The organism is Alphaproteobacteria bacterium (genome assembly GCA_017308135.1).
GTDB lineage: Bacteria > Pseudomonadota > Alphaproteobacteria > CACIAM-22H2 > CACIAM-22H2 > Tagaea.
The window spans coordinates 396,443-422,192 of sequence record JAFKFM010000006.1 but is presented as its reverse complement, the minus strand read 5'-3'; the positions used below and the strand labels follow the sequence as shown (position 1 = coordinate 422,192).

The window sequence follows — 25,750 nt, the reverse complement described above, 5'->3', positions numbered from 1 at the left end:
CTTGCGCCGGGCGGATTTTTCCCCCAAATCCCCCCGGTCCTTCAGTTCACCGAAGCAGCGCCATGACCGATCCGCAACAGCCCACGCCCGAAGAAATCCCGCCGCAGACGGCCGAAACGCCGGAAGCCGCCGATCCGTTGGCGGAAGCGCTGGCGCGCGCCGAAGCGGCCGAGGCGGAGCTTGCGCGCGTCAAGGACGGCGCGTTGCGCGCGATGGCCGATGCCGAGAACGTCAAGAAGCGCGCCGAGCGCGAAATCGTCGAGCGCGAGAAATACGCGGTCTCGGGTTTCGCCAAGGCGTTGCTGGCGGTCGCGGATAATCTGCGCCGCGCGCTCGATACCGTATCGGCCGACGCGAAAGCCGCCGATCCCGTCCTTGGCAAGCTGGTCGAGGGCGTGGAGTTGACCGAGCGCGAGTTGCTGAGCGCTTTCGAGAAATTCGGCGTGGTGAAGCTCGACCCCGTCGGCAAGCCGGCCGATCCGAATTTCCATCAGGTGGTCGCCCAGGTCGATCACCCGACGGCGGCCCCCGGCACGGTCGCGCAGGTCTTCCAGGCCGGTTACACGCTCAACGGCCGCTTGTTGCGCGAAGCGATGGTCACGGTCGCCAAGGGGGCGCCCGCCGCCCCCGGTGCGACGGTCGATACGCAGGCCTAACCGCTATCAGTTGACGCATTCCCTTTGGGGCCGCAGATTTGCGGGAATCCAAGGGGACTCGATGTCCAAACGGGACGCCAACGCAGCCGCGATATCGGTGACGCGCGAATTCGACGCGCCGCCGCACCGGCTATTCCGCTGGTGGACCGAGCCGCGGCACTTCATCCGCTGGTTCGGCCCGGCGCGCACCGATATGCCGGTCTGCGATCTGGAGCCGCGCCCCGGCGGGTTGCTGCGGCTGTGCATGCGCTACGACGACGGGCGCGAAATCTGGCTGAAAGGCCGGTTCCGCGAGGTGCAGGAGCCCGATCGCCTGGTCTTCGCGCTATGGTTCACCGACGAAAAGGGCGCCCCCGCCGCGCATCCGATGTACGAGGATTGGCCGCTCGACGCGACCTTCCTGACGACCGTCGCGTTCGAGGATGCCGGCCATCGCGCCAAGCTCACGGTCCATCAAGCCGTGCGCCCGCTACTGGCGGCCAAGCATCCCAATCTGCTGGCCGAGCGCGATATGGCCCGCCAAGGCTGGGTCGAAAGTTTCGAACGTCTCGCCGATCTGCTCGTCGACGCCGAGTGATTCAGGCGCTTTGGCGCAGATTGCCCGACGCGGTTTCGGCCGCGTGTTCATAGGCCTTGCTGACCGCGGCGGGCGGCACGTCGGCGGCCGGTGCGGGTGCCTCCGACGGCCCGAAAATCCGCGCGATTTTGCGCTGGAAACGGGCGTCCACGATATCGACGAAGGCGTCGAGGGTGCCGTCGACCAAGCCGACCTTGCTGGCGTATTTCGCCGGCTGTTCGGCGGCGGCCTTGGTTTCCTTGGCGCGTTCGCGCGCGGCGTCGCGCGCTTCCAGCGCGTTGATCTGCACCTGGTCGGCCACGGTCGAGCGGCCTTGCGATTCCGCACGGGTCTGCGCCGGCGCTGGGCTCTGTGCCGGCGCGGTTTGGGCGACGCGGGGTTCCGCGAACGCGGCGATCGGGGCGGTGCTGGCGATACTCTGAACGGTACTCATGACACGAACCTCGCTTCTCGAAGTTCTGAGGGTCCCGCCGTCGCTCCCCGCCGTTCTGGCGAAAGGGACGTAAATCACGAAGACGAGATGTTCCTCACGGCTTATATAATACGAACGGCGTTTGGAGTCAATTCCACAGCATGATTTTCGGTCGAGTCGGGCCCGCGCCACAAAAACTGCGCAAAACGCCGCGGCCGGTTGCGGGAAACGCGCGATCCGCCTATATCGCTGGCAACGGTAGGGTCTTCCCGGAAGTGGCGATGCGCGCCGGGGGTGGGAGGGCCCGAATCCCTTGGATTTCACCCCGGAAGACGCATCGAGTTACCCCAATGGGGTCCGACCTGCCGGTGCCTCGCGCAAGAGGGCCGGCGACCTGGACCGCCGCATAAGAGGACGGACATGAGCAAAGTTATCGGCATCGACCTCGGCACGACCAATTCCTGCGTCGCCGTGATGGAAGGCAGCACGCCGAAGGTCATCCCCAACGCCGAGGGGGCGAACACCACGCCGTCGATCGTCGCCTTCGCCGATTCCGGCGAGCGTCTGGTCGGCCAGCCCGCCAAGCGCCAGGCGGTCACCAATCCTTCGGACACGTTCTACGCGATCAAGCGTCTGATCGGCCGCCGCTTCGAAGACCCGATGGTCTCGAAGGATGTGGGCCTCGTGCCCTACAAGATCGTCAAGGCCGACAACGGCGACGCGTGGGTCGATTCGAAGGGCAAGAAGTATTCGCCCTCGCAGATCTCCGCCTTCACGCTGATGAAGATGAAGGAGACGGCCGAGGCGTATCTGGGCGAAACGGTCACGCAAGCCGTGATCACCGTCCCCGCCTATTTCAACGACTCCCAGCGCCAAGCCACGAAGGACGCCGGCAAGATCGCGGGTCTCGAAGTTCTGCGCATCATCAACGAGCCGACGGCGGCCGCGTTGGCCTATGGCCTTGAGAAGAAGAAGGCCGGCACGATCGCGGTCTACGATTTGGGCGGCGGCACGTTCGACGTGTCGGTGCTGGAAATCGGCGACGGCGTGTTCGAAGTGAAGTCCACGAACGGCGACACGTTCCTGGGCGGCGAAGATTTCGACAACGAGATCATCACCTATCTGGCGGCCGAGTTCAAAAAGGAGCAGGGCATCGACCTGCGCGCCGACAAGCTTGCCTTGCAGCGGCTGAAGGAAGCCGCCGAGAAGGCGAAGATCGAGCTGTCGTCGGCGGTGCAGACCGAAGTGAACCTGCCCTTCATCACGGCGGACGCCTCGGGCCCGAAGCATCTCAACATCAAGCTGACGCGCGCCAAGCTCGAAAGCCTGGTCGATGCGCTGATCCAGCGCACGATCGAGCCGTGCCGTGCGGCCCTCAAGGACGCCGGCCTCAAGGCCAGCGAAATCGACGAGGTCGTGCTGGTCGGCGGCATGACGCGCATGCCCAAGGTCATCGAGACCGTGAAGCAGTTCTTCGGGCGCGAGCCGCATCGCGGCGTCAACCCCGACGAAGTGGTCGCGATCGGTGCCGCCATTCAGGCCGGCGTGTTGAAGGGCGACGTCAAGGACGTGCTGTTGCTCGACGTGACGCCGCTGTCGCTGGGCATCGAAACGCTCGGCGGCGTGTTCACGCGCCTGATCGACCGCAACACCACGATCCCGACCCGCAAGTCGCAGGTCTTCTCGACGGCCGAGGATTCGCAATCGGCCGTGACGATCCGCGTCTTCCAGGGCGAGCGCGAGATGGCCGCCGACAACAAGATGCTCGGCCAGTTCGACCTCGTCGGTCTGCCGCCCGCCCCGCGCGGCGTGCCGCAGATCGAAGTGACGTTCGACATCGACGCCAACGGCATCGTCCAGGTTTCGGCCAAGGATAAGGGCACGGGCAAGGAGCAGCAGATCCGCATCCAAGCCTCGGGCGGCCTGTCCGACGCCGAAATCCAGAAGATGGTGAAGGACGCCGAGGCGAACGCCGCCGAGGACAAGAAGCGCCGCGATCTGGTCGAGGCGAAGAACCGCGCCGAAGGCATGATCCACGACGTCGAAAAGAACCTGAAGGAGCATGGCGACAAGATCGGGGCCGATAAGGCCGTGATCGAGCAAGCCATCGCCGACCTGAAGGGCGTCAAGGACGGCGACGACGTCGAGGCGATCAAGGCCAAGACCGACGCGCTGACCCAAGCGTCGATGAAGCTGGGCGAAGCCATGTACAAGGCGTCGCAGGCCGAAGCCGCCGCGGGCGGCGCCGATGCCGGTCCGTCGGCCGAAGCGCCCAAGGGCGACGCGCCGAAGGACGAAAAGGTCGTCGACGCGACGTTCGAAGACGTGTCCGACAAGAACAAGAAGAACTGAGCTTAGAAGGCGGGCGCCTTTCCGGGCGCCCGCCTGACGCTCGACGGAGTCGGCCGTGGCGAAGGAAGATTTTTACGAGCTGCTGGGCGTGGCCAAGGGGGCGTCGCAAGACGAACTCAAGAAGGCCTATCGCAAGCTCGCCATGCAGTATCACCCGGACAAGAATCCGGGCGACAAGAAAGCCGAAGCCAAGTTCAAGCAGATCAACGAGGCCTATGACGTCCTGAAGGACGAGCAGAAGCGTGCGGCCTATGATCGCTTCGGTCATGCCGCCTTCGAGCAGGGCGGCGGCGGTGCGGGCAATCGCGCCGGCGGTTTCGATTTCGGCGGCGGCAATGCCGGGTTCGCGGACATCTTCGACGAGATGTTCGGCGAGTTCATGGGCGGCGGCCGGCGCGGTGGCGGGCCGCAGCGCGGCTCCGATCTGCGCTACAATCTCGAAATCAGCCTGGAAGACGCATTCCACGGCAAGCAAGCGACCGTCAAAGTCGCGTCGCTGCATTCCTGCGAGACCTGCAAAGGGACCGGTGCGGAAGCGGGCTCGAAGCCCGTCACCTGCCCGACCTGTCGCGGTCACGGCAAGGTGCGCGCCCAGCAAGGCTTCTTCACGATCGAACGCACCTGCCCGCAATGCGGCGGCGGCGGTCAGATCATCGAGAAGCCGTGCAAGACCTGCCAGGGTCAGGGCCGCGTGCGCAAGGAACGCACGCTCAACGTCAACATCCCGGCGGGTGTGGAAGACGGCACGCGCATCCGCTTGGCCGGCGAAGGCGAAGCGGGCATGCGCGGGGCCCCGCAAGGCGACTTGTATCTGTTCCTGCAGATCAAGCCGCATAAGCTGTTCCATCGCGAGAACGCGGACATCTATTGCCGCGTCCCCATCGCGATGACGACGGCCGCACTGGGCGGCTCGGTCGAAGTGCCGACGGTCGATGGCGGGCGCGCCAAGGTCACGATCCCGGCGGGTGCCCAAACGGGGCAGCAATTCCGCCTGAAGGGCAAGGGCATGTCAGTGCTGCGTTCCACCGCGCGCGGCGACATGTTCATCGAAGCGGTGGTCGAAACACCGGTGAACCTGACGAAGCGTCAGCAGGATCTGCTGAAGGAATTTGAAGGGACCGGTGGTGCGGACAAATCGCATTCGCCCGAATCGGCCGGCTTCTTCGCCAAGGTGAAGGAGCTGTGGGACGATCTGCGCGGGTAATCCCCGCGCAGATCCTTCACGCCACGACCAGGTAATCCATCGCCGAGAGCACGCCGCGCAGGCTGTGCAGAATCGCGTCGATCGCGCGGTTCTCGCTGCCGTCGCGATAGGCGGCATAGACGCGCCCGTCGCCGACCGGCGGATCGGTCGTCAGCACGATCAGCGTGCCGTCGGCGATTTCCTTCTCCACCATTTTGTGCGGCAACACGCCGACCGCGACACCCGCCGCGATCAAGTGCGCGGAGACGGTGACGCTGCTGCACATGTCGATGCGCGCGGGCTCGATCCCGGCGGCGGCGAACCAATCCTGGGTCTGGCGATACATCGCCGAGGGCGGCGGGTTCGACACGATCGGCACGTCGCGCAGATCGGCCGGGCGCACTTTCGCGGGCAAGCCCCAAGAGGGCGCCGCCATGAACGAGTTCGGCTGCAAGCCGAGCGGGATCAGCCGCACGCCGGGATGCCCGACCGGATTGACCAGCACGGCCAAGTCGAGATTGTGCCGTGCCAGTTCCGGCTCCAGCGCCGATGTGGTCGCGACGGTGAATTCGGGGCGCAGCTGCGGATAGTCGCGGCGCAACGAATTGACCAGCGGGGCGAGGCACACCATCGCCACACCTTCCGCGATGCCCACGCGCGTCGTGCCCGAGACGGGCGACGGGTCGGGCGTTTCGCGGATGCGATCGATTTCGCGCCGCACGGTGCGCGCGCGGGCGAGAAGGCTAAGGCCGGCGGGGGTGGGGCGGATGCCGCGCCCGGCGCGCTCGAAAAGCTCGACGCCCAAAGCCGCTTCCAGATCGCGCAGCCGCAGCGAAACCGTCGGCTGGGCCAGGTTCAATTGGCGTGCGGCCGCCTGGACCGAGCCCAGATCCACCGCCCAAAGGAAAGCTTCCAGCTGCGCCAAGGTCAAACGCATAGGATTTTCTAATACGACAGGCTCAGATAATCCAATTGGATTTGTATGCCTGCACGGCGTTACCACTCGCGATGGAGAAACACCCGAGTAGCGCCAAAGAATGAAAATCACGCCGCCTGCCGCGCCGACCGCGAAAATCGTCCGTATCGATGGTTACGAGCTGTTCTGTCCCTTGCCCGAGCGCATCGGGAATGCGCGCGGCTTTTTCGAAAGCCGCGGCGCATTGCTTGTGTCGATTACGACGGATGCCGGCGTGACCGGCTGGGGCGAAACCTGGGCCTATCCGGGTGCGGCCGGCGCCATCGTGCGCCGCGATCTCGCACCCAAGCTGATCGGTCAGGACGCCGCCGCCCCGCGCCGCTTGCACGATCTGATGCTGCGTTCCTTGCCCGAACGGCATGGCGTGCCGTTGATGGCGGTCAGCGCGCTCGATATCGGCGTGTGGGATGCCGCCGCGCGCACGGCGAACAAGCCGCTCTCGGCGATGCTCGGCGGGGCGATGCGCGATCGCATGGCCGCCTATGTCAGCGGGCCGTTTTTGAAACCGGGCGCCGATCCGTTTCATACCTATATGGCGGATCTCGACACCTATCTCGAGGCCGGGTTCCGCGCGGTGAAGCTGCGTTTGGGCACCACGCCCAAGCGCGATGCCGACATCGCGCGCCAAGTGCGCCAGCGCATCGGCGCCGATATGCCGTTGATGGTCGATCTCAACCAAGGTTTCACCATCGGGCCCGCGAGCGATCTCGCGAAGCGCTTGGCCGAGCATGACGTGCGCTGGTTGGAGGAGCCGATCGCCCACGACAATCTCGTCGGCTACAAACGCCTTGCCGATGGCGGCACGATTCCGCTCGCGGCGGGCGAATCGCTGTTCGGCGTCGAAGCCTTCCGCGATGCGGTGGCGTCGGGCGCACTCACCTATTTGCAGCCCGATATGGCGCTGTGCGGCGGTGTCACCGAGATGCTCAAGATCGCCGGCCTCGCCGAGGCCTTCGGCCTGGCGCTTGTCCCGCATGTTTGGGGCACGGCGGTCAATTTCAACGCCACACTTCAATTCGCGGCGACGCTGCCCGCGCGCGGCGGCCACGCGATGCCGTGTCCGATGTTCGAATACGACTATTCCTACAATCCGCTGCGCACGAAATTCAGCGCCAACCCGGTCGATGCGAACGGCACCGTTGCCGTGTCGGATGCGCCGGGTATCGGCGTCGATATCGATCCCGCGAAGTTCGACTCGCTTCTGGTCCAGCACTGGACCGTGCAATGAAAACCGAAAACCAATAAACCGGAGGAACGCCATGACCAAGTTCAACACGCTCGCCGCTTTGATGATCGCCGCCGGCGCGATGCTCGCGCACGACGCCGTCGCGCAGACGAAGGTGCTCAATCTCGGCTTCGTCGGCCGCCAGACCGCCCCCGAAGGCATCGGCATGACGACGATGGCCGAGAAGGTGAAGGCGCGCACCAACGGGCGCGTCGATATCAAGCTGCACCCTGGCGGTGCGCTGGGCGGCGATCGCGAAGTGATCGAAGGCGTGCAGATCGGCACGGTCGAAATGACGATCTCGTCGACCTCGATCTTCGCGAATTTCGTGCCCGACGTGCAGGTGCTCGACATCCCCTTCCTGTTCCGCGATTTCAACCACGCGCAAGGCGTGCTCGACGGCGCGGTCGGCAAGGAGCTTCTCGCCAAGTTCGACGCGCGCGGCTTCAAGGGTCTCGCGCTGGGCGGCATCGGCTTCCGTCAATTGACCAATAGCCGCCGCCCCGTGGCCGATCTCGACGACGTCAAGGGCCTGAAGATCCGCACCCAGGAAAACCCGATCCATATCCAGGTCTGGCGTGCCCTGGGCGCGCAGCCCACGCCGATGGCGATCCCCGAAGTCTTCACCGCGCTTCAACAGGGCGTGATGGACGGCCAGGAAAATCCGATCGGCGCCATCATCAACAACCGCTTCGGTCAGGTGCAGAAGCATCTGACGATCACCAATCACGCCTTCACGCCGGTGGCGTTGGTGATCTCGCCGGCCGCATTCGCCGCGCTCTCGCCCGCCGATCGCCAAGTGCTGCAGGAAGAAGCGACCGCCGCGATGGCCGTGACCAAGGCCGAAGTCGCCAAGGTCGAGCAGACCGGCGTCGATCAGCTGCGCGGCATGGGTCTCCAGGTCGTCGAGAAGGTCGATACGGCCAAGTTCCAAGCCGCCTTGGCGCCGACCTTCGCCGATCTCGCCAAGCGCTTCGGCGAGTCGACGATCAACCGCATCAAGGACTTCAAGTGACGACTCCCAACGTCGCGATCCGCCTGCTCCTGTCGACGGAGCGGGCGGTCACGCGCGTGTCGGTGTTCGCGGCATGCGGCTTCTTGGCCGCTGCCGCGTGCGTCGGCTTCTATCAAGTTCTCGCGCGGTTCCTGCTGGCCGAACCGGTGACGTGGTCGGAATCCTTCGTGCGCGTCGCGCTGATCTGGATGGCCTATATGGGCCTGTGCGGCGCCATGCGCACCGGCGCGCTGGTCTCGGTCGATGTACTCTATCGCATGTGCAAGGGCACGGCGCGCCGTGCGTTGCAAGCCGCGATCGCCGCATCGTCGATTTCGCTGCTGGCGATCCTGGTCTGGTACGGCGCGATCCTGACGCAGCGCGTGCAGTTCCAAATTCTGGCGGGTTTGGAAATTTCCGTCAGCTGGGCCTATGCCGCGATTCCCGTGGGGGCGGCGGTGTCGATCCTCGCGGTGCTCGCGCATTATTTCGATCCCAAGCGCGAAGAACTCGAAAACGCGGTTTAGGAGACGCGACGATGGCCGCGACGATGTTGATCACGATGTGCGTATTGCTGGTGCTGTCGATACCGGTCGCGGTGTCGATCGGGCTGGCCGCCATCGCGGGTATGGGCCTGTTCACGCCGCTGCCGCTGGTGTTGGTGGCGCAGCAGGCTTTCGCCTCGCTCGACAAATTCCCGCTCGCCGCCGTGCCGTTCTTCATCCTCGCCGGCAATCTGATGGGCGAAGGCGGGATTTCCGCGCGCCTGGTCGAATTCGCCAAGTGCCTGGTCGGCGGCGTGCAAGGCGGGCTTGCCTGTACCTGCATCCTCACCTGCATGATCTTCGCCGCCGTGTCGGGATCGAGCGTCGCCACGACCTTCGCCATCGGCGCGATCCTGATCCCCGCGATGGTGCGCCACGGCTACCCCGTGCCCTTCGCCGCATCGTTGCAGGCGACGGCCGCCGAGCTTGGCGTGATCATCCCGCCGTCGATCCCGATGATCCTTTACGGCGTGGCCGCCGAAGTTTCGATCGGCGAGCTGTTCATCGCCGGTTTCGGGCCGGGCATCCTGATCAGCGTCGCGCTGATGGCCTTCGTCTATATCTGGTGCCGCATTCGCGGCTACGGCAAACGCGACGCCGAGGGCCGCATGCCCTTGATGGTCGCCACGCGGCGCGCAGGACTGGCGCTGATGATGCCGGTGATCATCCTGGGCGGCATCTATGGCGGCGTGTTCACGCCGACCGAAGCGTCGATCGTCGCGGTGTTCTACGCGCTGTTCGTCAGCTGCTTCGTCTATCGCGAAATCGGCCTGGGCCAGATCTACGCGATCCTGCACAAATCGGTGATCTCCTCCGCCGTCATCATGTTCATCATCGCGATGGCGGGGCTGTTCAGCTTCCTGCTGACGCGCGCCGGAATTCCCGCGCAGATCGGCGCCTGGATCGTCGAGAACTTCCACGAAGGCTGGGCGTTCCTGCTGGCGGTGAACGTGTTCCTGTTCATCATCGGCATGTTCATCGAAACCTCGGCCTCGATCATCGTGCTCGCCCCCATCCTGGCCCCGGTCGCGATGCATCTGGGGATCGACCCGGTGCATTTCGGCCTGATCATGGTGGTCAATCTGGCGCTGGGCATGATCACGCCGCCTTTCGGCGTGAACCTGTTCGCCGCCTGCGCGGTGGCGAAGATCTCCCTCGACCGAATCGTGGGCTCGCTGGCGCATTTCGTTCTGGTCATCCTGGCCTGCCTGATGATCATCACCTACGTGCCGGAAATTTCCCTGTTCATGCGCGACCTCGCGTACTGACCCCATCTCGCCCCGGGGCGTCGGGCATGCTATTTGGCGGGGGATGATCGCCCCGTTCCTTCGCCTCGCCCGGCCCAAGCATTGGGTCAAAAACGCCTTCGTGGCGGCTCCGCTGTTTTTCACGCCCAGCGCCTTGTCCTGGGCGTCGGCGGCGATTGTCGTGCAGGCGGTGCTCGCTTTCAGCCTGGTCGCGTCGGCGATCTACGCCTTCAACGACTGGATGGATCGCGAAGCCGATCGCCTGCATCCCGAGAAGCGCCATCGCCCGGTCGCGTCCGGCGCCGTAGCGCCCCATGCGGCGCTGGTTTTCGCGGCCCTGCTGCTGCTGGCCGGCAGCGCGCTCGCACTGCGTTTGCCGCCCGAGTTCGGCGCGATCCTGGCGTGCTACGCCGTCCTCAACATCGCCTATTCGCTCGGGCTCAAAAATATCTCGCTGCTCGACGTGCTGGTGATCGCGGTCAGCTTCGTCTTGCGCGTCGAGGCCGGCGCGGTGGCGATCGGAATCGTGCCCACGGTGTGGATCCTGGTCTGCACCGGCTTGTTGGCGTTGTTCCTGGCGCTGGCCAAGCGGCGCGACGACCTGACCAGCGATCTGGACGCCGCACACCGCAAGTCGCTTGCCGGTTACAATCTGCCCTTCATCGATACGGCGATCGCCGTGGTGCTCGGCGCGTTGCTGGTCGGGTACCTCATGTACACGACCGACGACGCGGTCTTGCGCAAGTTCGGCACCGAACGGCTTTATATGACGGCCCCCTTTGTGGTCGCCGGAATCCTGCGCTATCTCCAGATCGCGCTTGTCGAAAAGCGCTCGGGCTCCCCGACTGAAATCGCCCTCTCCGACCGATTCCTGATCGTTTGCGTGCTGGGCTGGCTCGCCGTCTTCGGTTATCTGATCTACGCATGATTCGCTGGAAGACCGATCGCTTCGCCGGCTGGGGCCGCACGGCCCCTGCCTTGGCGCGTGCCGCAAGGCCCGAACGCCAAGCCGAGCTCGACGCCGCGTTCGCGACGGCGAAGGAATTCGGCGCCACGCTGCCGCGCGGCAACGGAAGGTCCTACGGCGACGCGGCGCAAGTCACCGATGGTGCGTTGATCCTCGGCACGCGGCTCGACCGGTTCGTGTCCTTCGATCCGGCGACGAATCTGCTGGTCGCCGAGCCGGGTGTGACCTTCGCCGATATTCTGGCCGCCTTCCTGCCGCGCGGGCTGGCGGCGCCGGTTTCGCCCGGCACGATGTACGCCACGTTGGGCGGCGCGCTCGCCGCCGATGCGCATGGCAAGAACCACGATCGCGCGGGATCGTTCGGCGCGCATGTCGAATGGATCGATCTGCTGATCGCGAACGGCGAGACGCTGCGGTGCGCGCGCGATCAAAACGCCGATCTGTTTCGCGCGACGATCGGCGGCATGGGTTTGACCGGCTTCGTGCGCCGCTTGGCGCTGCGCCTCGCACCCGCATCGCCCTTTGTGCGCGTCAAAGAATCGCGGATCGACGATCTGGACGAATTCTTCGAGGAATTCGCCGCGTCGCGCGACTCCGCGACTTTCACCGTCGGCTGGGTCGATGCGCTCGCCAAAGGCGGGCAGCTCGGCCGCGGCATTTTCGAAACGGCGGAATACGCGCCCGACGCCGCCCAGCGTCCGCCGGGTTTGCGCGCGCCCAAGCCGATCCCGTTCGACCTGCCGGGCTTCGCCTTGTCCGCCCCCATCGTGCGTGGCTTCAACGAACTTTATTGGCGCCGTGTACCCGAAGCGGGCCGTACGGGCGAACGCGCCCTCGACCGCTTCCTTTATCCGCTCGACTCGCTGGCGGATTGGAACCGGCTTTACGGCAAGCGCGGCTTCCATCAATTCCAGGCGGTCGTGCCCGACGGCCCGGCGCGCGACGCGGTGCGCGACATGCTGGAAAAAGTCGCGGCGACCGGCAACGCCTCGTTCCTCGCCGTGCTCAAAACATTGGGCGGGGAAGGGCATGGCTTGCTCTCCTTCCCGATGCGCGGCGTGACGCTCGCGCTCGATATTCCCAACGCGCCCGGGGCCGACGAATTGCTCGCATCGCTGGAAGCGATCGCGCGCGATGCGGGCGGGCGCATTTATCTCGCCAAGGATTCGCATCAATCGGCGGCCACGTTCCGCACGACCTATCCGCGCTTGGCCGAGTTCGAAGCCGTGTTGGCGGAATTCGATCCCGAGAAGCGCTTCGAATCGGATTTGTCGCGGCGCTTGGGTATTCGAAGGGGGCCGGCATGATCTGGGTCGTGATCGGCGCGTCCTCCACCATCGCACGGGAATTCGCGCGCCAAGCGGCGATGCAAGGGGCGGGCATTCTGCTCGCCGGGCGCGACCGCGACGATCTGACCGCCAACGCGGCCGATATTGCGACGCGCGCCAATGTGGCCGTCCGCGTCGAGCATTTCGATGTGGCCGACGCCAGCGAACATGCCGTCTTGCTTGACGCCGCGCAAAGCTTCGCGAACGGCGCGGAGATCAATCTCTTCCTCGCCGCCGGGACGATGCCCGCGCAAGCCGAGATCGACGCCGATCCGGGCCTTGCCGCCGCGACGATCGTCACGAACTACACCGGGGCGGTGCTGCTGTTGCAGCGTTTCGCCCCCGTCTTCGAGGCGCAGAAATCCGGCACGGTGATCGCGCTCGGCTCCGTCGCGGGCGATCGCGGGCGGCTCAAAAACTATGTCTACGGCTCCGCCAAGGCGGGGCTGCACGCCTATCTCCAGGGCTTGCGCGCGCGCCTCGTCCGGTCGGGGGCGCATGTCGTCACGCTGAAACCCGGCTTCGTCGATACCGCGATGACCTGGGGCTTGCCGGGCCTGTTCCTGGTCGCGTCCCCGGCCGCCATCGCCAAGGCCGCATTGACGGCGGCGGCCAAGAAACGCGATATCGTCTACGCGCCCTTCTTCTGGTGGGGCATCATGACGATCATCAAGCACATCCCGGAACGTATTTTCAAAAAACTGAACATCTGATCGGGGAAGACCAATGCGTATCGGAATCGTGGGTGCCGCCGGCCGGATGGGCCAGATGCTGATCCGCGAAGTGCACGGCAACGCGACCGCGAAACTGGGCGGTGCGGTCGAGCGTGCGGGTTCCGACGCGATCGGCCGCGATGCGGGCGAGATCGCGGGGCTCGGCCCCCTTCAAGTGAAAATCGGGTCCGATCCCGCCGCCTTGTTCGACGCGTGCGACGCGGTGATCGATTTCACCGCCCCCGCCGCCAGCGTCGTGCATGCCGGTCTTGCGGCCGCGAAGGGCAAGGCGCTGATCCTGGGCACGACCGGAATCACGGCCGCCGATCAGGCGAAGATCGACGCGGCGGCCAAGTCGGCGGTCATTGTGCAATCGACGAACTTCTCGCCGGCCGTGGTGCTGAGCTTCGCGCTGGTCGAGGAAGCCGCGCGCCGCCTGGGCCCCGATTACGACATCGAGATTTTCGAGGTTCATCATCGTCACAAGGTCGACGCCCCCTCGGGCACGGCGTTGAGTTTGGGTCGTGCCGCCGCCAAGGGCCGCGGGATCGATTTCGACAAAGACACGATCCGCGCGCGCGACGGCCATACGGGTGCGCGTCCCACCGGCCCGATCGGTTTTTCGGTTGCGCGCGGCGGTTCGGAAACCGGCGAGCACAATGTCATGTTCCTGGCGGAAGGCGAGCGGCTGGAGATCGTGCACAAAGCGTCCAACCGCCAGATCTACGCGCGCGGTGCGGTGCGGGCGGCACTTTGGGCCAAGGGCCGCGCCCCCGGCCTCTATTCGATGCGCGACGTGCTGGGGCTGTGACGCAAGCCGCGTAGCGCGTCGTCGATGATCCGCGCGACCGGCTCGCGCTCGTCGATCGGCAGGAAGCCCCCCAGCCACGTGACCTTGCCGTGGCTGGAAAGGCGCACGGCGGCGGTGTGGCCGGGCCGCGCGATCAGATCGACCTTCAGCCAATATGGCTGCCACGACTCGCGCGTGACCTTGCCCCACGGATCGACGCGCTCGATCTCCAGCCGATCTGCACGCAGGACGACGCGCTCGTAGCGCCGCCCGGCGGCGTAGCTCGCCTTGAACGCCAGCCAGATTAACGCGACGTCCACGCCCAGGAATCCGATCACCGGCCACGCGCCGACGGCATAAAAGACGATTCCGGCGACGAAGCTGACGGCGCAGAGCAGCGCCATCAGCCACCAGAAGCCGCGCGGACTGAGGCTGCGATGCGGGCGCAACGTCAGGTCCAGCAGCGGGGCGGGGTCCGTCATGGCGACGATGATAGTCCGACGCGGGCGCGAATCCAGCTATGATCGCGCCCCATGATTCGTTTGCATTTGGGCGGAACCGAAGCGAAGCCGGGCTGGACGTTGCTCAACGTTCTGCCGGGGCCGGGTGTGGACATCGTCGGCGACTGCGCCGATCTGTCCGCCTTCGCCGACGGCACGGTCGCGGAAATCTATGCCTCGCATGTCTACGAGCATCTGGGCTTCCGCCAGGAATTGCCCAAGGCGCTGCGCGAGGCGTATCGCGTGCTCGCCCCCGGCGGCGAATTGAAAATCGCGGTGCCCGATCTCGATATCATCTGCCGCATGTGGGCGAGCGACGCGATGCCGGCCCAAGCGCGCGAAACCTTGATGTGCCATCTCTACGGCGATCAGACCGACGCGCATGATTTCCATCGCGTCGGCTTCAATTGGGACATCCTGACCGGCTTTCTGGCGCGCGCAGGCTTCGCGCAAGCGCGCCGCGTCGAAGCCTTCGGCCTGTTCGACGACACCAGCATTTGGAAATCCTTCGGCGTGCCGATCTCCCTCAACGTGATCGCGACGAAAGCCGCATGAGCGTCGCGGACGGCGATGCGCGGCGCGGCAAGGGCGATCTGTCGGGCGCACTCGCCGCCTATGACCAAGCCTTGGCCGCAAATCCCGGCGATCTGATGGCGCTGGTCAATCGCGGCGTGACGTTCCATATGCTCGGCCGTGCCGCCGAGGCCGCCACCGATTACGCGAAAGCGGCGGCGTTGGCGCCGCAGATCGCGCTGATCCACGCCAATCTCGCCGCCGCCTTGCTCGACGCGCATAAGCCCGGTTCCGCGCGCGATGCCGCGTTGAAGGCGGTCGAACTCGAACCTTCGAACGTTACGGCCTGGAACAATCTGGGTGTCGCGTGTGGCCAGCTCGGCCTTGCGCGCGACGCGCAGGATGCGTGGCGCAAGGCGCTGGCGATCGACCCCGATCACGCCTCGACGCTGGTCAACCTCGCGCAAGCCTCGCGCGTCGATGATCCGGACAAAGCCGCCGATCTGTTCTTGCGCGTGCTCGCCAAAAATCCCGCGCGCGACGACGCCTATGCCGAGGCGATCTCGACGCTGTGGCATGCCTGCCGCTGGGATCGCGCGTTGGAATTGCTCGGCGAACTCGATGCGCGCCTCGCCCGTGGCATGGCGACCAACGCGCTTTATTCGCTGGCCTACACGCTGCCTTTCATGGCCGACGATCCGGCGCGCGTGAAAAAAGCGCAGACCGCCTTGGGCGCGGCGCTGGCGCGCGCTGCGACGAAATTGCCGCCGGTGATGCCGGGCACCGGCAAGATCGTCGTCGGCTATCTGTCGCCCGATTTTGGCAATCACGCGATGAGCCATGTGCTGCGTTCGATGATCGCCGCTCACGACAAATCGCGTTTCGAAATCGTGCTGCTGTCGTTGAAGGATCGTTCGTCCGAACCGGGGCCGTGGCTTGCCGATCTCAAACGCGCCGCCGACGATTTCGTCGATCTGTCGGCCATGGATTCGCCGAAAGCCGCCGCCGCGACTCGGGCGCGCAAGATCGACGTGCTGGTCGATCTGTCGGGCTACATGGCCGGCGGACGGCCGGAGATTCTCGCCGCGCGGCCCGCGCCCGTGCAGGTCTACTGGATCGGGCATGGCGGCTTCTTGGAAGCGCCCTATATCGACTACACGATCGCCGACGCGATCGTGGCCCTCGATCCGGCGGGGCATGTCGAAGCCATCGCGCGCCTGCCGGTTTGCTATCACCCGGCCGATCGCTTCCCGGCGGGGCCCGCGCCGACGCGCGCCGAATTGGGCCTACCCGAAAACGCGATCATCTTCGCCGCTTTCTGCAATCCGTTGAAGATCGAGCCCGTGTGCTTCGCCGCGTGGCTCGACGTGCTGAAGCGCGTGCCCGGCAGCGTGTTGTGGCTCGCGGGGCGCAAAGCCTATACGCCCGCGCAAAGCCAGTTGCGCGCGCGCGCGCAAGTGGCGGGCATCGATCCGGCACGATTGATCTTCGCCCCCCATGCGGCGGACAAAGCCGCGCATCTCGCGCGCCATCGCGCGGCCGATCTATTCCTCGATTCCTTCGCCGTCTCGGCCGCGTCGACCGCGTTGGATGCGCTGGGCGCGGGCTTGCCGGTGCTGACCAAGCGCGGCCAGCAAGCCCATGCGAATGTCGCGGCGTCGTTCCTGTCGGCGCTGGGCTTGCCGGAATTGATCGCGGCGACGGTCGAGGATTTCGTTGCGCGCGCCGTTGGCTTGGCGCAAGACAAGGCGGCGCGCGACGCTTTGCGCGCCCGGCTCGACGCTTCCGTCGCCGTGAACTTGCCCTTCGACGCTTCGCGCATGGCGCGGCATGTCGAAGCGGCGTTCGCGGCAATGATCGAACGCGCGCGCGCCGGTCTCAAACCGGCCTCGTTCGATGTGACCGCGCCATGAAGCCTGACGCTATTCGCGAGTTCTATTCGCGCCTTGCCAAGCGAAATCCGGAGCCAACCTCGGAATTGCTGTGGGGCAATCCCTATCAATTGCTCGTCGCCGTCGTGTTGTCGGCGCAGGCGACCGATGTCGGCGTCAACAAGGCGACGCGCAAATTGTTCGAGATCGTCAAAACGCCGGCCGAAATGGTGGCACTCGGTCTCGACCGGCTAAAGGACCACGTCAAGACGATCGGGCTTTACAACACCAAGGCCAAGAACGTGATCGCGCTGTCGGAAATCCTGCTGCGCGATTACGCGGGCGGCATTCCGCGCGCGCGCGAGAAACTCGAAGAACTCCCCGGCGTCGGGCGCAAGACCGCGAATGTCGTTCTGAACGTCGCCTATGGCGAGCCGACCATCGCGGTCGACACACACATCTTCCGCGTCGGCAATCGCACGGGATTGGCCAAAGGCAAGAACCCGCGCCAAGTCGAAGACAAGCTCGAGAAAGTCACGCCCGCCGATTTCAAACTACATGCGCATCACTGGCTGATTTTGCACGGGCGTTACGTGTGCAAGGCGCGCAAGCCCGAATGCTGGCGCTGCGTCGTCGCGGATATCTGCGCCTTCAAACCGAAGACGCAGCCGCCCGCCGCTTAGCCCTTCTTTTCTTTTTCCAGCGAGTCGAGGCACGGGTCCGGCAATGTCGGCCGGCCCTGCAACGTGCGCGCGTCGACATGCGTCACGCGCTGGGTGTTGTCCGCCTCGCGATAGACGAAGACGTCGAGCAGACACGTATTGCCGCGAAAGCGCAGCACTTCGGCCGGGCCGTCGCGGCGCACGAAGCCCGCTTGGCCCAAACGCGCGCCGATCGCTTCGCGCGTCATACCCATCAAGCCGCGCACGCCCGCGACGGGGGCGACGGCGGCGATCTGGGGCGTTGCTTGCTGTTGGGGTGCGGCCGGTGCTGGGCTTTGCGCCGCGACCGGCGCAGGCGATGGTGTCGCGGGTGCGGCGGCGGGAACGGGTTCGCCCGCCCCGGCGCATGCCGCCAGGGTCAGGGCCATTCCCGCGATCGCCAACCGCTTCAAGCGATCAACCGCCGTCGTTGCCGGTATCCGCCTTGGCGAGACGGCTGGTATCGACCGAGACCTCGCCGGCGATCTGGCCGTTCTCCTCGATCTCGATGCGCGCGTAGCGGATCGTGCCGGTGACGCGCCCGCCCGCCCGGATGACCAGCTTCTCGCGCACGGTCAACGTGCCTTCGAACGTGCCGGCGATATCGGCGTTCTCGATCTCCGCCATGCCCTTGAAGACGCCGCTATCGGCGATTTCCATCGAGCGGCTGTCGCTGAGCGAGGCTTCGACCCGGCCTTCGACGACCAAGCGTTCGCAGGACGTGATCTGGCCGGAGAGAACGATCTCCTTGCCGACGATCAGCTTGCGGCCTTCGGCCTGTTCGTTGGCGCGCGACGCGGGGATCGCGGGGCGCGTGGCGACGGGGCTGACGGGCGAACGCGCCAGCGAGCCCGCGGCCGGCGCGGTCGGGCGCGGGAAGGGGCGCGAAGGAATGGCTTCGGCTTCGGGCTCGGCCGGCGAAGCGGGAGCGGAAGCCTGCGGCGGGGCGGCGGGCGTCTTCATTTCGTCACTCTCGTCCTTTTTGCGTCGAAACATGGTTCCGTTCCTTCCCCCCGCTTCCGGGGCTCATTCGCCGGATGCAGGAAGCCAGGATTCGACCAGATGCGCCGTCGCCGCCACCGCCAGTACCGGAACCGCCAGATTGACGACCGGGATCGCCGACAAAGCCGCGAAGGAAATTCCCGCGAGCCACGCTTGGCCGCGCCGGGATTTCCAAAATCGGCGCGCTTCGTGCGAATCGAGGCGCCGTGCGGCAAGCATGGTGACGTATTCGCGCGCCAGAAGAAAGCCGTTCGTCGCCAGGAAGATGACGAGATTGAGGCCGGGCACGAAGTAGAGCGGCAGCACGAGCAGATTGAGCACGATCGCCAGCGCCACGAGCTGCAGCGAGGAAAATATTTCGATCATCAGCGGACGGCGGCGCGGGCTTGGGGCGTCGGGGTAGTGGCGCGCTTGGACCGCGTCGGCGACCTCGTCCAGGAACAGGCCGACGAACGCGACGACGACCGCCGGGAACAGCACGAAGCTCAGCACCGCCAAGGCGAGCCCGCCCAGCGCATCGATCGTCCAGTCGAGCCACAGCGTCTCGAAGATCCGCGTATGGGCCACGACCCAGCCCATCGCCACCCAGATCGCGACGAAGCTTGCGATCGTCAGCACCAGGCTTTTGACCAGGGGGGCGCGTAAACGCGGATCGCCCAATTGGGCGAAAGCGAGGAACAGGGCGCGGAAGAGCGACATGCCGCCGGCGGATGACGAAGCCATGACCGGGGATATGGCGGTAACCCGGTTGGGGCGCAAGTGCCCGATAAGGCGCCATTTTTGGCCCGCCAATCGGTTCTTGTGCGCCGCCGCAACGGCCTATATGGTCCGGCGCAATTTTCCGCCCTCTCCGGAGTCGTTATGACGAGCACCAAGTACGACGTGCTGGGTATCGGCAATGCCATCGTCGATGTGATCGCGCGCTGCGAAGATCCGTTCCTGGCGGCCAATAATCTGGCCAAGGGCGCGATGACGCTGATCGACGAGGCGCGCGCCGGCGAACTTTACGCCGCGATGGGCCCGGGGCGCGAATGCTCGGGCGGCTCGGCGGGCAATACGATCGCCGGCCTCGCCAATCTGGGTGGCAAGGGTGCGTATATCGGCCGCGTGCGCGACGACCAGCTCGGCACGATTTTCCGTCACGACATCCGCGCGCAAGGGGTGGCGTTCGACTCCGCACCCGCGACGTCGGGTCCCTCGACCGCGCGCTGCCTGATTTTCGTGACCCCGGACGCGCAGCGCACGATGCAGACCTATCTGGGCGCTTGCGTCGATCTCGGCCCCGACCAGATCGACGAAGCGGTCGTGGCGGCCTCGGGCATCACCTACATGGAAGGCTATTTGTGGGATAAGCCGGCCGCCAAGGACGCGTTCCGCAAAGCGGCACAGCTTGCCCACAAGCACGGCCGCAAGGTTTCGCTGACGTTGTCGGATTCCTTCTGCGTCGATCGTCACCGCGCCGATTTCCGCGACCTCGCCGACAATCATTGCGACATCGTCTTCGCCAACGAGGCGGAGCTGCTGTCGCTTTACCAGGTGAAGTCGTTCGAAGAAGCTTTGCCCTTCGCGCGCGCCAAGAAGGATCGCATCTTCGCCGTCACGCGCTCCGAAAAGGGCTCGGTCGCGATCCAGGGCGACAAGGTCGTCGCCGTTCCCGCCGAGCCGGGCGTCAAGGTCGTCGACACCACCGGCGCGGGCGATCTTTACGCGTCCGGCTTCCTGCTGGGCCTGGCGCAAGGCCGCGATCTCGCGCAAGCGGCGCGTCTGGGCTCCATCTGCGCCGCCGAAATCATCTCGCACTACGGTGCACGTCCCGAAACTTCGTTGAAGGAATTGGCCGCGTCCAAAGGCGCGCTCTAAGACACATATGGAAATTCGTAACGTCGCGATCATCGCGCATGTCGACCACGGTAAAACCACCCTGGTCGATCAGCTTCTGAAACAATCCGGCACGTTCCGCGCCAACCAACAGGTGGCCGAACGCGCGATGGACTCCAACGACCTCGAGCGCGAACGCGGGATCACCATTCTCGCCAAATGCACCTCGGTCGTGTGGAAGAACGTGCGCATCAACATCGTCGACACGCCCGGCCACGCCGATTTCGGCGGCGAAGTCGAGCGCATCATGTCGATGGTCGACGGCGTTGTCGTGCTGGTGGACGCCGCCGAAGGCGCCATGCCGCAGACCAAGTTCGTGACCATGAAGGCGCTGGCGCGGGGCTTGCGCCCCATCGTCGTCATCAACAAGGTCGACCGTTCGGACGCGCGCGCCCACGAAGTGCACGACGAAGTGTTCGATCTGTTCGCGGCGTTGGACGCCAACGACGACCAGCTCGACTTCCCCACGCTGTTCGCGTCGGGCCGTTCGGGCTGGGCGGCGGAATCACTGGAAGCGCCGCGCGAGAATCTGGATCCGCTGTTCGACCTGATCCTGCGCCACGTGCCGCCGCCGGTCGCCGATACGACCGGCGCCTTCAAGATGCTGGCGACGACGCTGGAATACGATCCGTATGTCGGCCGCATTCTGACGGGCCGCATCCATACCGGCATCGCCAAAGTGAACATGGCCGTCAAAGCGATGACGCGCGACGGCAAGCTGATCGAAGACGGCCGTCTGACCAAGCTGTTCGCCTTCCGCGGCCTGGACCGCGTGCCGGTGGACAGCGCCGAAGCGGGCGACATCATCGCCATCGCGGGCCTGACGGGCCCCACCGTCGCCGACACGATCTGCGAGCCTTCGGTGACCGAACCGATCGCCGCGCAGCCGATCGATCCGCCGACGCTCGTCATGACCTTCTCGGTCAACGATTCGCCGCTGGCGGGCCGCGAAGGCACCAAGGTGACGAGCCGCATGATCCGCGACCGTCTGATGAACGAAGCCGAAGGCAACGTCGCCATCCGCGTGCGCGAAACCGAAACCGGCGAAGCCTACGAGGTCGCGGGCCGCGGCGAATTGCAGCTGGGCGTGCTGATCGAAACGATGCGCCGCGAAGGCTTCGAGCTTTCGGTCGGCCGTCCGCGCGTGCTGCTGAAGACCGGCGAGAACGGCGAAAAGCTGGAGCCGATCGAGGAAGTGCAGGTCGACGTCGACGAACAGCATTCGGGCATCGTCGTCGAAACGCTGGGCAAGCGCCGCGGCGAAATGACCGACATGCGCCCCTCGGGCGGCGGCAAGGTGCGTTTGACGTTCCTGGTCCCGTCGCGCGGCCTGATCGGCTATCACGGCCAGTTCCTGTCCGACACGCGCGGCACCGGGATCATGAACAAGATCTTCCACTCGTATCAGCCCTGGAAGGGGCCGATCGACGGCCGCCACACCGGCGTGCTGATCTCCAACGCCGACGGCGTCGCGGTCGCCTACGCGCTGTGGAACCTCGAAGATCGCGGGCCGATGATGATCACGTCGGGCGTGCCGGTCTATGAAGGCATGATCATCGGCGAGCACACGCGCGACAACGATCTCGAGGTCAACCCGCTGAAGGCGAAGAAGCTGACCAATGTCCGCGCCTCGGGCAAGGACGAGAACGTCGTGCTGCAGACGCCGAAGATTCTCAGCCTCGAACAGGCGATCGCCTATATCGCCGACGACGAGCTGGTCGAGGTGACGCCGAAATCGATCCGTCTGCGCAAGAAGCTGCTCGATCCCAATCTGCGCAAGCGGGCGGAGAAGACGGCGGAAGCCGGCTAACGCCGGCCGCCGCCTTCCAGCACGACGGTCGAGATCAATCGGACGACACTGCCGCTTTCGTCGCCAAGCGGCAGCAGCAGCCCGTCGTAGCGCCAATGGCGCAGATCGTAGTCGATGTCGTAGGTCAGGAAATACGGCCCGCGCGCCGCCGCGGCGGCCGCGAAAGTCGCGACCAGAACGTCGCGCACCGCCGGCAGCTTGTATTCGGACAAACGTTTGCCCGTCATGTCGTCGCCGAACACGGCGGCGATGTTGGATCCGTCGACGACGAAGCGCCAATCGCCGTCGGGCAGCGGCTCCACCAGCGTGACCCAGCCCAGCATCCAGGCGAAATCGACCGGATCGACATCGGCGCGGCAGGGCATTTCGCGTCCGGCCGCTTTCCCGCGCCAATACTCGTGAAATCGTTTTTGTCGCGCGTCGCGAATGATCGAAGGGTCGAATACCATACCCCGCGATGTTGCGCCCGCCGCCGCGTCGCGTCCACAGAACAAAATATGTCGCCGGCTAACTCTTTTTATGGTCTTCGAAATCGAGCGCCACGGCCAATCGTGTGACGCGGCCCGCCTCGCCGAACGGCAACAGCAGCGATTCGTAACGCCGGCGCCGCCCGTCGAGCGTCAGATCGCGCAAATGCGCGCGCGGCTGGGCCGCCGCCGCGACGTCGAGATAGGATTCGCGGATCATCGCGCGCGTTTCGGGTTCCGGATAGGCATCGAGCGATTTTCCGGTCATGTCGAAGCCGTAACGTTCGGCCTGCCAGGTGCCGTCGATCGCGTAGTGGAATTCGCAATCCGGCGGCACGCCTTTCACGTCGACCAGCGAAATCCAGCCCAGCGCCCATTTGACCGCGACGGGATCGAGCATGCGCGGCTGGGGCAATGTCCAAGCGCCGTCGATCTCGCGCGATAGACCGCGCCAATGATCAAACAGGCGGCGCAGCAGCGGACTCAGAAGTACCAGTTCTGCGGGCATCGAAAACCCGTGTTCCGTCGTCGAACGCGAGGGGTCGTCGTTCTTAACATCGTGTCCGGCGACATATCCACTCTCGCGAAGAATTATTTTCCTACTCTAGTAGGACGACTTATCAGCCTTCGGATGTTCTGCCCGGATTCGTCCGCCGCCGCGGACAAATCCGTCCGCCGAGCGGTCGATTTCGCGAACGCCGCGAAGGCTTGTATGATTCCGCGCTTCGATTCGACCGGCCGAACTTGACCCAATGACCGACTCCGTTTCCGACAAGACACCATGGTATGCCTCGCTCGCCGTCTATGCGCGTCCGCGTCTGCTTGCGGTGCTGTTCATGGGATTCTCGTCGGGCCTGCCGCTGCCGCTGACCTTCGGCACGCTCAGCTTCTGGCTGGCGGAATCGGGCGTCAGCCGCACGGCGATCGGCGCGTTCTCGCTGGTCGGCATGGCGTACACGATCAAGTTCCTGTGGGCGCCGGCGATCGATCGCTTGGGCCTTGGGCCGTGGACGCGAATGCTCGGCCGGCGGCGCGGCTGGGCGCTGGCGATCCAAATGGCGCTCGCCGGCGCGATTCTATTTTTAGGCTCGACCGATCCGCGCATCGATCCGGCGATGACGGCGCTCGCCGCCGTGATCGTCGCGGTGCTGTCGGCAAGCCAGGACATCGTGATCGACGCTTACCGTATCGAGCTTCTCAAGCCCGAAGAGCAAGGGGCGGGTGCCGCCGCCACGCAATTCGGGTATCGCTTCGGCATGATGGCGTCGTCGGCGGGGGCGCTTTACGCGGCGGAGTTCGGCGGCTGGTCCATCAGCTTCGCGATCATGGCGGCGCTGATGGGTGTGGGCGCGCTGACCGTGTTGTTCACGCGCGAGCCCGCGCAATCGGCGATCCAAGACGATAAGCCCCAAGGCTCGATCGTCGCGTGGTTCCAAAGCGCCGTCGTCGGACCCTTCGCGGATTTCGCCACGCGCCCGTCCTGGGTGCTGATCCTGGTCTTCGTCGTCGCGTATAAATTCGGCGACGCGCTGGCGGGCGTAATGGCCAACGCCTTCTACGTCTCGACCGGCTTCACGCGGCTCGAGGTCGCAAATATCTCCAAGATCTTCGGCGTGGCGGCCACACTCGCGGGCCTCGCCGCCGGCGGCGTAATCGTCCATCGGCGCGGCGTCTATCAAGCATTGCTCGTCTGCGGCGTGCTGCAAGCCATGTCGAATCTGATCTACTGCCTGCAAGCGATCGTCGGCCACGACGTGGCCTTGCTGGTCGTGACGATCGGCGTCGAAAACTTCACCGGCGGGATGGGCTCGGCGGCGTTCGTCGCCTATCTCTCGGGCTTGTGCAACGTCGCCTACACGGCCACGCAGTACGCGCTGCTGTCGGCCCTCGCTTCGGTCGGGCGGACGACACTCTCGGCGTGGGGCGGCTGGCTCGCCGCACAACTCGATTGGGTGTTGTTCTTCGCCGCGACGACGCTCGCGGCGTTGCCCGGCATCGTGCTGGTTCTGGTTTTGATGCGCCGGTTTCCCGATGCCGGAAAGCGATCACAGATAAGCGGATAACGCCTTCTCGACCGCATCCAGCGGTATCGCGTCCATCGTCTCGGCGCCGAAATCCTGCGCGCGGATCACGGTCAGACGTTTCGCGGCCGGGGCGAATTTCGCGGGATCGGTCGGGCCGAACAGCGACACGAGCCCCACATCGCCCGCCGCCAGCATATGCCCGCCGCCCGCGTCGTTCGCGACGGCGGCCTTGCAGCGTTGGGCAAGCGCGATGGTCAAGGCGGGCGAGGTTTCCATCCCGCGTGTCGTCGCATCTTGAATCGGCAGGATCGCATTCGGCACCGCGCGGCACGATGCTTCCCAGTCGGTCTCGTTGGGGCCGAGCTGGAACACCGGCACGATATTGCGCGCGGCAAGCCGTGCACCCAGTTCCACGAAGCGATCCAACGGCCAGCATTTCTCGCGATTGCCGGCACCGGGTGCGAGCACGACGTAAGCGTGCCCGTCGGGCAGCAGCGTGCGCGCATCGGCAAGGGCTTGCGCCGGCAAACGCAAAGGTGCCGTCGCGATATTTGGGTCGCCGCCCGCCGCTTCGATCAATTGCGACAGCTGCGCATCCATCGACCGCGGCTTGGCGGCGTCGCGCGGTTTGCCGTCCGACAGGTACCAACCGGCCGAGCCCGACACGAAGCGTTTATGCCGCACGCGGCGCACGGCCAGACTCGTCGAAAAACGGCGCTGCGTATCGATCACCAGATCGAAGTCGCGGCCGCCCAAAGGCCTTGTCAGCAAATCGCCCCAGGACGCGCCGAAACCGGCATTCTCGATCGTCTGGTCGATCAAGCCATCGACCAGCGGCTTCAGCGTGGTCGCGTAGACGCTGGGGCCTTTGCCGGCACACCACACGATTCGCGCGTCCGGCCAATTGGCGCGCAGACGCCGCGCGAAAGGCAGCTTCAGCAGCCCGTCGCCGACCAGATCGAGGCCGACATAAATCAGAATCGAGGAATAACCCGGCATTCTTGGGTGATTAGCACAAG

General features: G+C 65.5%; 27 protein-coding genes. 18 read left to right on the top strand and 9 right to left on the bottom strand.

Annotated elements, in window-relative coordinates; translation table 11 throughout:
* Window positions 1-62: 62 nt before the first annotated feature.
* A complete protein-coding gene (locus tag J0H39_02295) occupies window positions 63-656 on the top strand; it encodes a nucleotide exchange factor GrpE (GenBank protein MBN9495559.1) in 594 nt (197 codons plus the stop codon).
* Window positions 657-717: 61 nt separating this feature from the next.
* Entirely contained in the window at window positions 718-1,233 is a 516-nt protein-coding gene (locus J0H39_02290; GenBank protein ID MBN9495558.1) for an SRPBCC domain-containing protein, read from the top strand.
* A 1-nt stretch (window position 1,234) separates the two neighbouring features.
* Here the strand turns inward: J0H39_02290 and J0H39_02285 are convergent, their stop codons facing one another.
* Window positions 1,235-1,666, bottom strand: a complete 432-nt coding sequence (locus J0H39_02285; GenBank protein ID MBN9495557.1) for a hypothetical protein — start codon at window positions 1,664-1,666, stop codon at window positions 1,235-1,237.
* A gap of 399 nt (window positions 1,667-2,065) precedes the next feature.
* Here J0H39_02285 and dnaK point away from each other — a divergent pair, with 399 nt between their 5' ends.
* Window positions 2,066-3,997: a molecular chaperone DnaK gene (gene dnaK, locus J0H39_02280; protein MBN9495556.1), complete on the top strand. Its 1,932-nt coding sequence runs from the start codon at window positions 2,066-2,068 to the stop codon at window positions 3,995-3,997.
* A gap of 55 nt (window positions 3,998-4,052) precedes the next feature.
* Window positions 4,053-5,201 carry a molecular chaperone DnaJ gene (dnaJ, locus tag J0H39_02275; GenBank protein ID MBN9495555.1) on the top strand — a complete coding sequence of 383 codons (1,149 nt, stop codon included), beginning with the start codon at window positions 4,053-4,055 and terminating at the stop codon, window positions 5,199-5,201.
* Window positions 5,202-5,217: 16 nt separating this feature from the next.
* On the opposite strand, the gene J0H39_02270 is transcribed toward dnaJ, so the two are convergent.
* Window positions 5,218-6,117 (bottom strand): LysR family transcriptional regulator, encoded by a 900-nt coding sequence (locus J0H39_02270; GenBank protein ID MBN9495554.1) that lies wholly within the window; start codon window positions 6,115-6,117, stop codon window positions 5,218-5,220.
* A gap of 100 nt (window positions 6,118-6,217) precedes the next feature.
* Between J0H39_02270 and J0H39_02265 the strand changes: the two genes are divergently transcribed.
* Genes J0H39_02265 through J0H39_02230 form a run of 8 tightly spaced genes read left to right on the top strand, consistent with a single transcriptional unit; the run spans window position 6,218 to window position 13,986 of the window.
* Window positions 6,218-7,384: a mandelate racemase/muconate lactonizing enzyme family protein gene (locus J0H39_02265; GenBank protein ID MBN9495553.1), complete on the top strand. Its 1,167-nt coding sequence runs from the start codon at window positions 6,218-6,220 to the stop codon at window positions 7,382-7,384.
* A gap of 31 nt (window positions 7,385-7,415) precedes the next feature.
* Window positions 7,416-8,396 (top strand): DctP family TRAP transporter solute-binding subunit, encoded by a 981-nt coding sequence (locus J0H39_02260; protein MBN9495552.1) that lies wholly within the window; start codon window positions 7,416-7,418, stop codon window positions 8,394-8,396.
* A complete protein-coding gene (locus J0H39_02255) occupies window positions 8,393-8,902 on the top strand; it encodes a TRAP transporter small permease (protein ID MBN9495551.1) in 510 nt (169 codons plus the stop codon). Before J0H39_02260 ends, J0H39_02255 begins: the two co-directional genes overlap by 4 nt.
* 11 nt (window positions 8,903-8,913) lie before the next feature.
* Entirely contained in the window at window positions 8,914-10,188 is a 1,275-nt protein-coding gene (locus tag J0H39_02250; protein MBN9495550.1) for a TRAP transporter large permease, read from the top strand.
* Between the two features lie 43 nt (window positions 10,189-10,231).
* Window positions 10,232-11,095, top strand: coding sequence for a decaprenyl-phosphate phosphoribosyltransferase (locus J0H39_02245; protein MBN9495549.1), 864 nt, complete (start codon window positions 10,232-10,234; stop codon window positions 11,093-11,095).
* Window positions 11,092-12,441, top strand: a complete 1,350-nt coding sequence (locus J0H39_02240; GenBank protein MBN9495548.1) for an FAD-binding oxidoreductase — start codon at window positions 11,092-11,094, stop codon at window positions 12,439-12,441. The genes J0H39_02245 and J0H39_02240 overlap by 4 nt, the downstream gene beginning before the upstream one ends.
* Window positions 12,438-13,175 carry an SDR family oxidoreductase gene (locus tag J0H39_02235; GenBank protein ID MBN9495547.1) on the top strand — a complete coding sequence of 246 codons (738 nt, stop codon included), beginning with the start codon at window positions 12,438-12,440 and terminating at the stop codon, window positions 13,173-13,175. Before J0H39_02240 ends, J0H39_02235 begins: the two co-directional genes overlap by 4 nt.
* A 13-nt stretch (window positions 13,176-13,188) precedes the next feature.
* Window positions 13,189-13,986 carry a 4-hydroxy-tetrahydrodipicolinate reductase gene (locus tag J0H39_02230; GenBank protein ID MBN9495546.1) on the top strand — a complete coding sequence of 266 codons (798 nt, stop codon included), beginning with the start codon at window positions 13,189-13,191 and terminating at the stop codon, window positions 13,984-13,986.
* Here J0H39_02230 and J0H39_02225 read toward each other — a convergent pair.
* The gene (locus tag J0H39_02225) at window positions 13,956-14,447 is read right to left on the bottom strand and encodes a DUF2244 domain-containing protein (protein ID MBN9495545.1); all 492 of its coding nucleotides are present in this window, start codon (window positions 14,445-14,447) and stop codon (window positions 13,956-13,958) included. The two genes, J0H39_02230 and J0H39_02225, sit on opposite strands and share 31 nt — an antisense overlap.
* A 51-nt stretch (window positions 14,448-14,498) precedes the next feature.
* Here J0H39_02225 and J0H39_02220 point away from each other — a divergent pair, with 51 nt between their 5' ends.
* From J0H39_02220 to nth, 3 genes are read left to right on the top strand one after another with little or no spacing between them, the layout of a single operon-like run.
* Window positions 14,499-15,020, top strand: a complete 522-nt coding sequence (locus J0H39_02220) for a methyltransferase domain-containing protein (GenBank protein ID MBN9495544.1) — start codon at window positions 14,499-14,501, stop codon at window positions 15,018-15,020.
* Complete coding sequence (locus tag J0H39_02215; GenBank protein ID MBN9495543.1) at window positions 15,017-16,891, top strand: tetratricopeptide repeat protein; 1,875 nt, start codon at window positions 15,017-15,019, stop codon at window positions 16,889-16,891. Before J0H39_02220 ends, J0H39_02215 begins: the two co-directional genes overlap by 4 nt.
* Entirely contained in the window at window positions 16,888-17,532 is a 645-nt protein-coding gene (gene nth / locus J0H39_02210; GenBank protein ID MBN9495542.1) for an endonuclease III, read from the top strand. Before J0H39_02215 ends, nth begins: the two co-directional genes overlap by 4 nt.
* Here the strand turns inward: nth and J0H39_02205 are convergent.
* From J0H39_02205 to J0H39_02195, 3 genes are all read right to left on the bottom strand, one after another.
* A complete protein-coding gene (locus J0H39_02205) occupies window positions 17,529-17,939 on the bottom strand; it encodes a hypothetical protein (protein MBN9495541.1) in 411 nt (136 codons plus the stop codon). The genes nth and J0H39_02205 overlap by 4 nt on opposite strands.
* A gap of 28 nt (window positions 17,940-17,967) precedes the next feature.
* Window positions 17,968-18,513, bottom strand: coding sequence for a polymer-forming cytoskeletal protein (locus J0H39_02200; GenBank protein ID MBN9495540.1), 546 nt, complete (start codon window positions 18,511-18,513; stop codon window positions 17,968-17,970).
* Window positions 18,514-18,576: 63 nt separating this feature from the next.
* Window positions 18,577-19,275: an EI24 domain-containing protein gene (locus J0H39_02195; GenBank protein ID MBN9495539.1), complete on the bottom strand. Its 699-nt coding sequence runs from the start codon at window positions 19,273-19,275 to the stop codon at window positions 18,577-18,579.
* Between the two features lie 138 nt (window positions 19,276-19,413).
* On the opposite strand from J0H39_02195, the gene J0H39_02190 reads away from it, so the two are divergent.
* Window positions 19,414-20,412 carry an adenosine kinase gene (locus J0H39_02190; GenBank protein ID MBN9495538.1) on the top strand — a complete coding sequence of 333 codons (999 nt, stop codon included), beginning with the start codon at window positions 19,414-19,416 and terminating at the stop codon, window positions 20,410-20,412.
* A 7-nt stretch (window positions 20,413-20,419) separates the two neighbouring features.
* A complete protein-coding gene (typA, locus tag J0H39_02185) occupies window positions 20,420-22,240 on the top strand; it encodes a translational GTPase TypA (protein ID MBN9495537.1) in 1,821 nt (606 codons plus the stop codon).
* Here typA and J0H39_02180 read toward each other — a convergent pair.
* Window positions 22,237-22,689, bottom strand: coding sequence for a PAS domain-containing protein (locus J0H39_02180; GenBank protein ID MBN9495536.1), 453 nt, complete (start codon window positions 22,687-22,689; stop codon window positions 22,237-22,239). The two genes, typA and J0H39_02180, sit on opposite strands and share 4 nt — an antisense overlap.
* A 58-nt stretch (window positions 22,690-22,747) precedes the next feature.
* On the bottom strand, window positions 22,748-23,215 hold the full coding sequence (locus J0H39_02175) for a hypothetical protein (GenBank protein ID MBN9495535.1): 468 nt from the start codon (window positions 23,213-23,215) through the stop codon (window positions 22,748-22,750).
* A gap of 244 nt (window positions 23,216-23,459) precedes the next feature.
* On the opposite strand from J0H39_02175, the gene J0H39_02170 reads away from it, so the two are divergent.
* Complete coding sequence (locus tag J0H39_02170; protein ID MBN9495534.1) at window positions 23,460-24,770, top strand: MFS transporter; 1,311 nt, start codon at window positions 23,460-23,462, stop codon at window positions 24,768-24,770.
* Here J0H39_02170 and J0H39_02165 read toward each other — a convergent pair.
* A complete protein-coding gene (locus J0H39_02165; protein MBN9495533.1) occupies window positions 24,753-25,730 on the bottom strand; it encodes a glycosyltransferase family 9 protein in 978 nt (325 codons plus the stop codon). The two genes, J0H39_02170 and J0H39_02165, sit on opposite strands and share 18 nt — an antisense overlap.
* Between the last annotated feature and the right edge of the window lie 20 nt (window positions 25,731-25,750).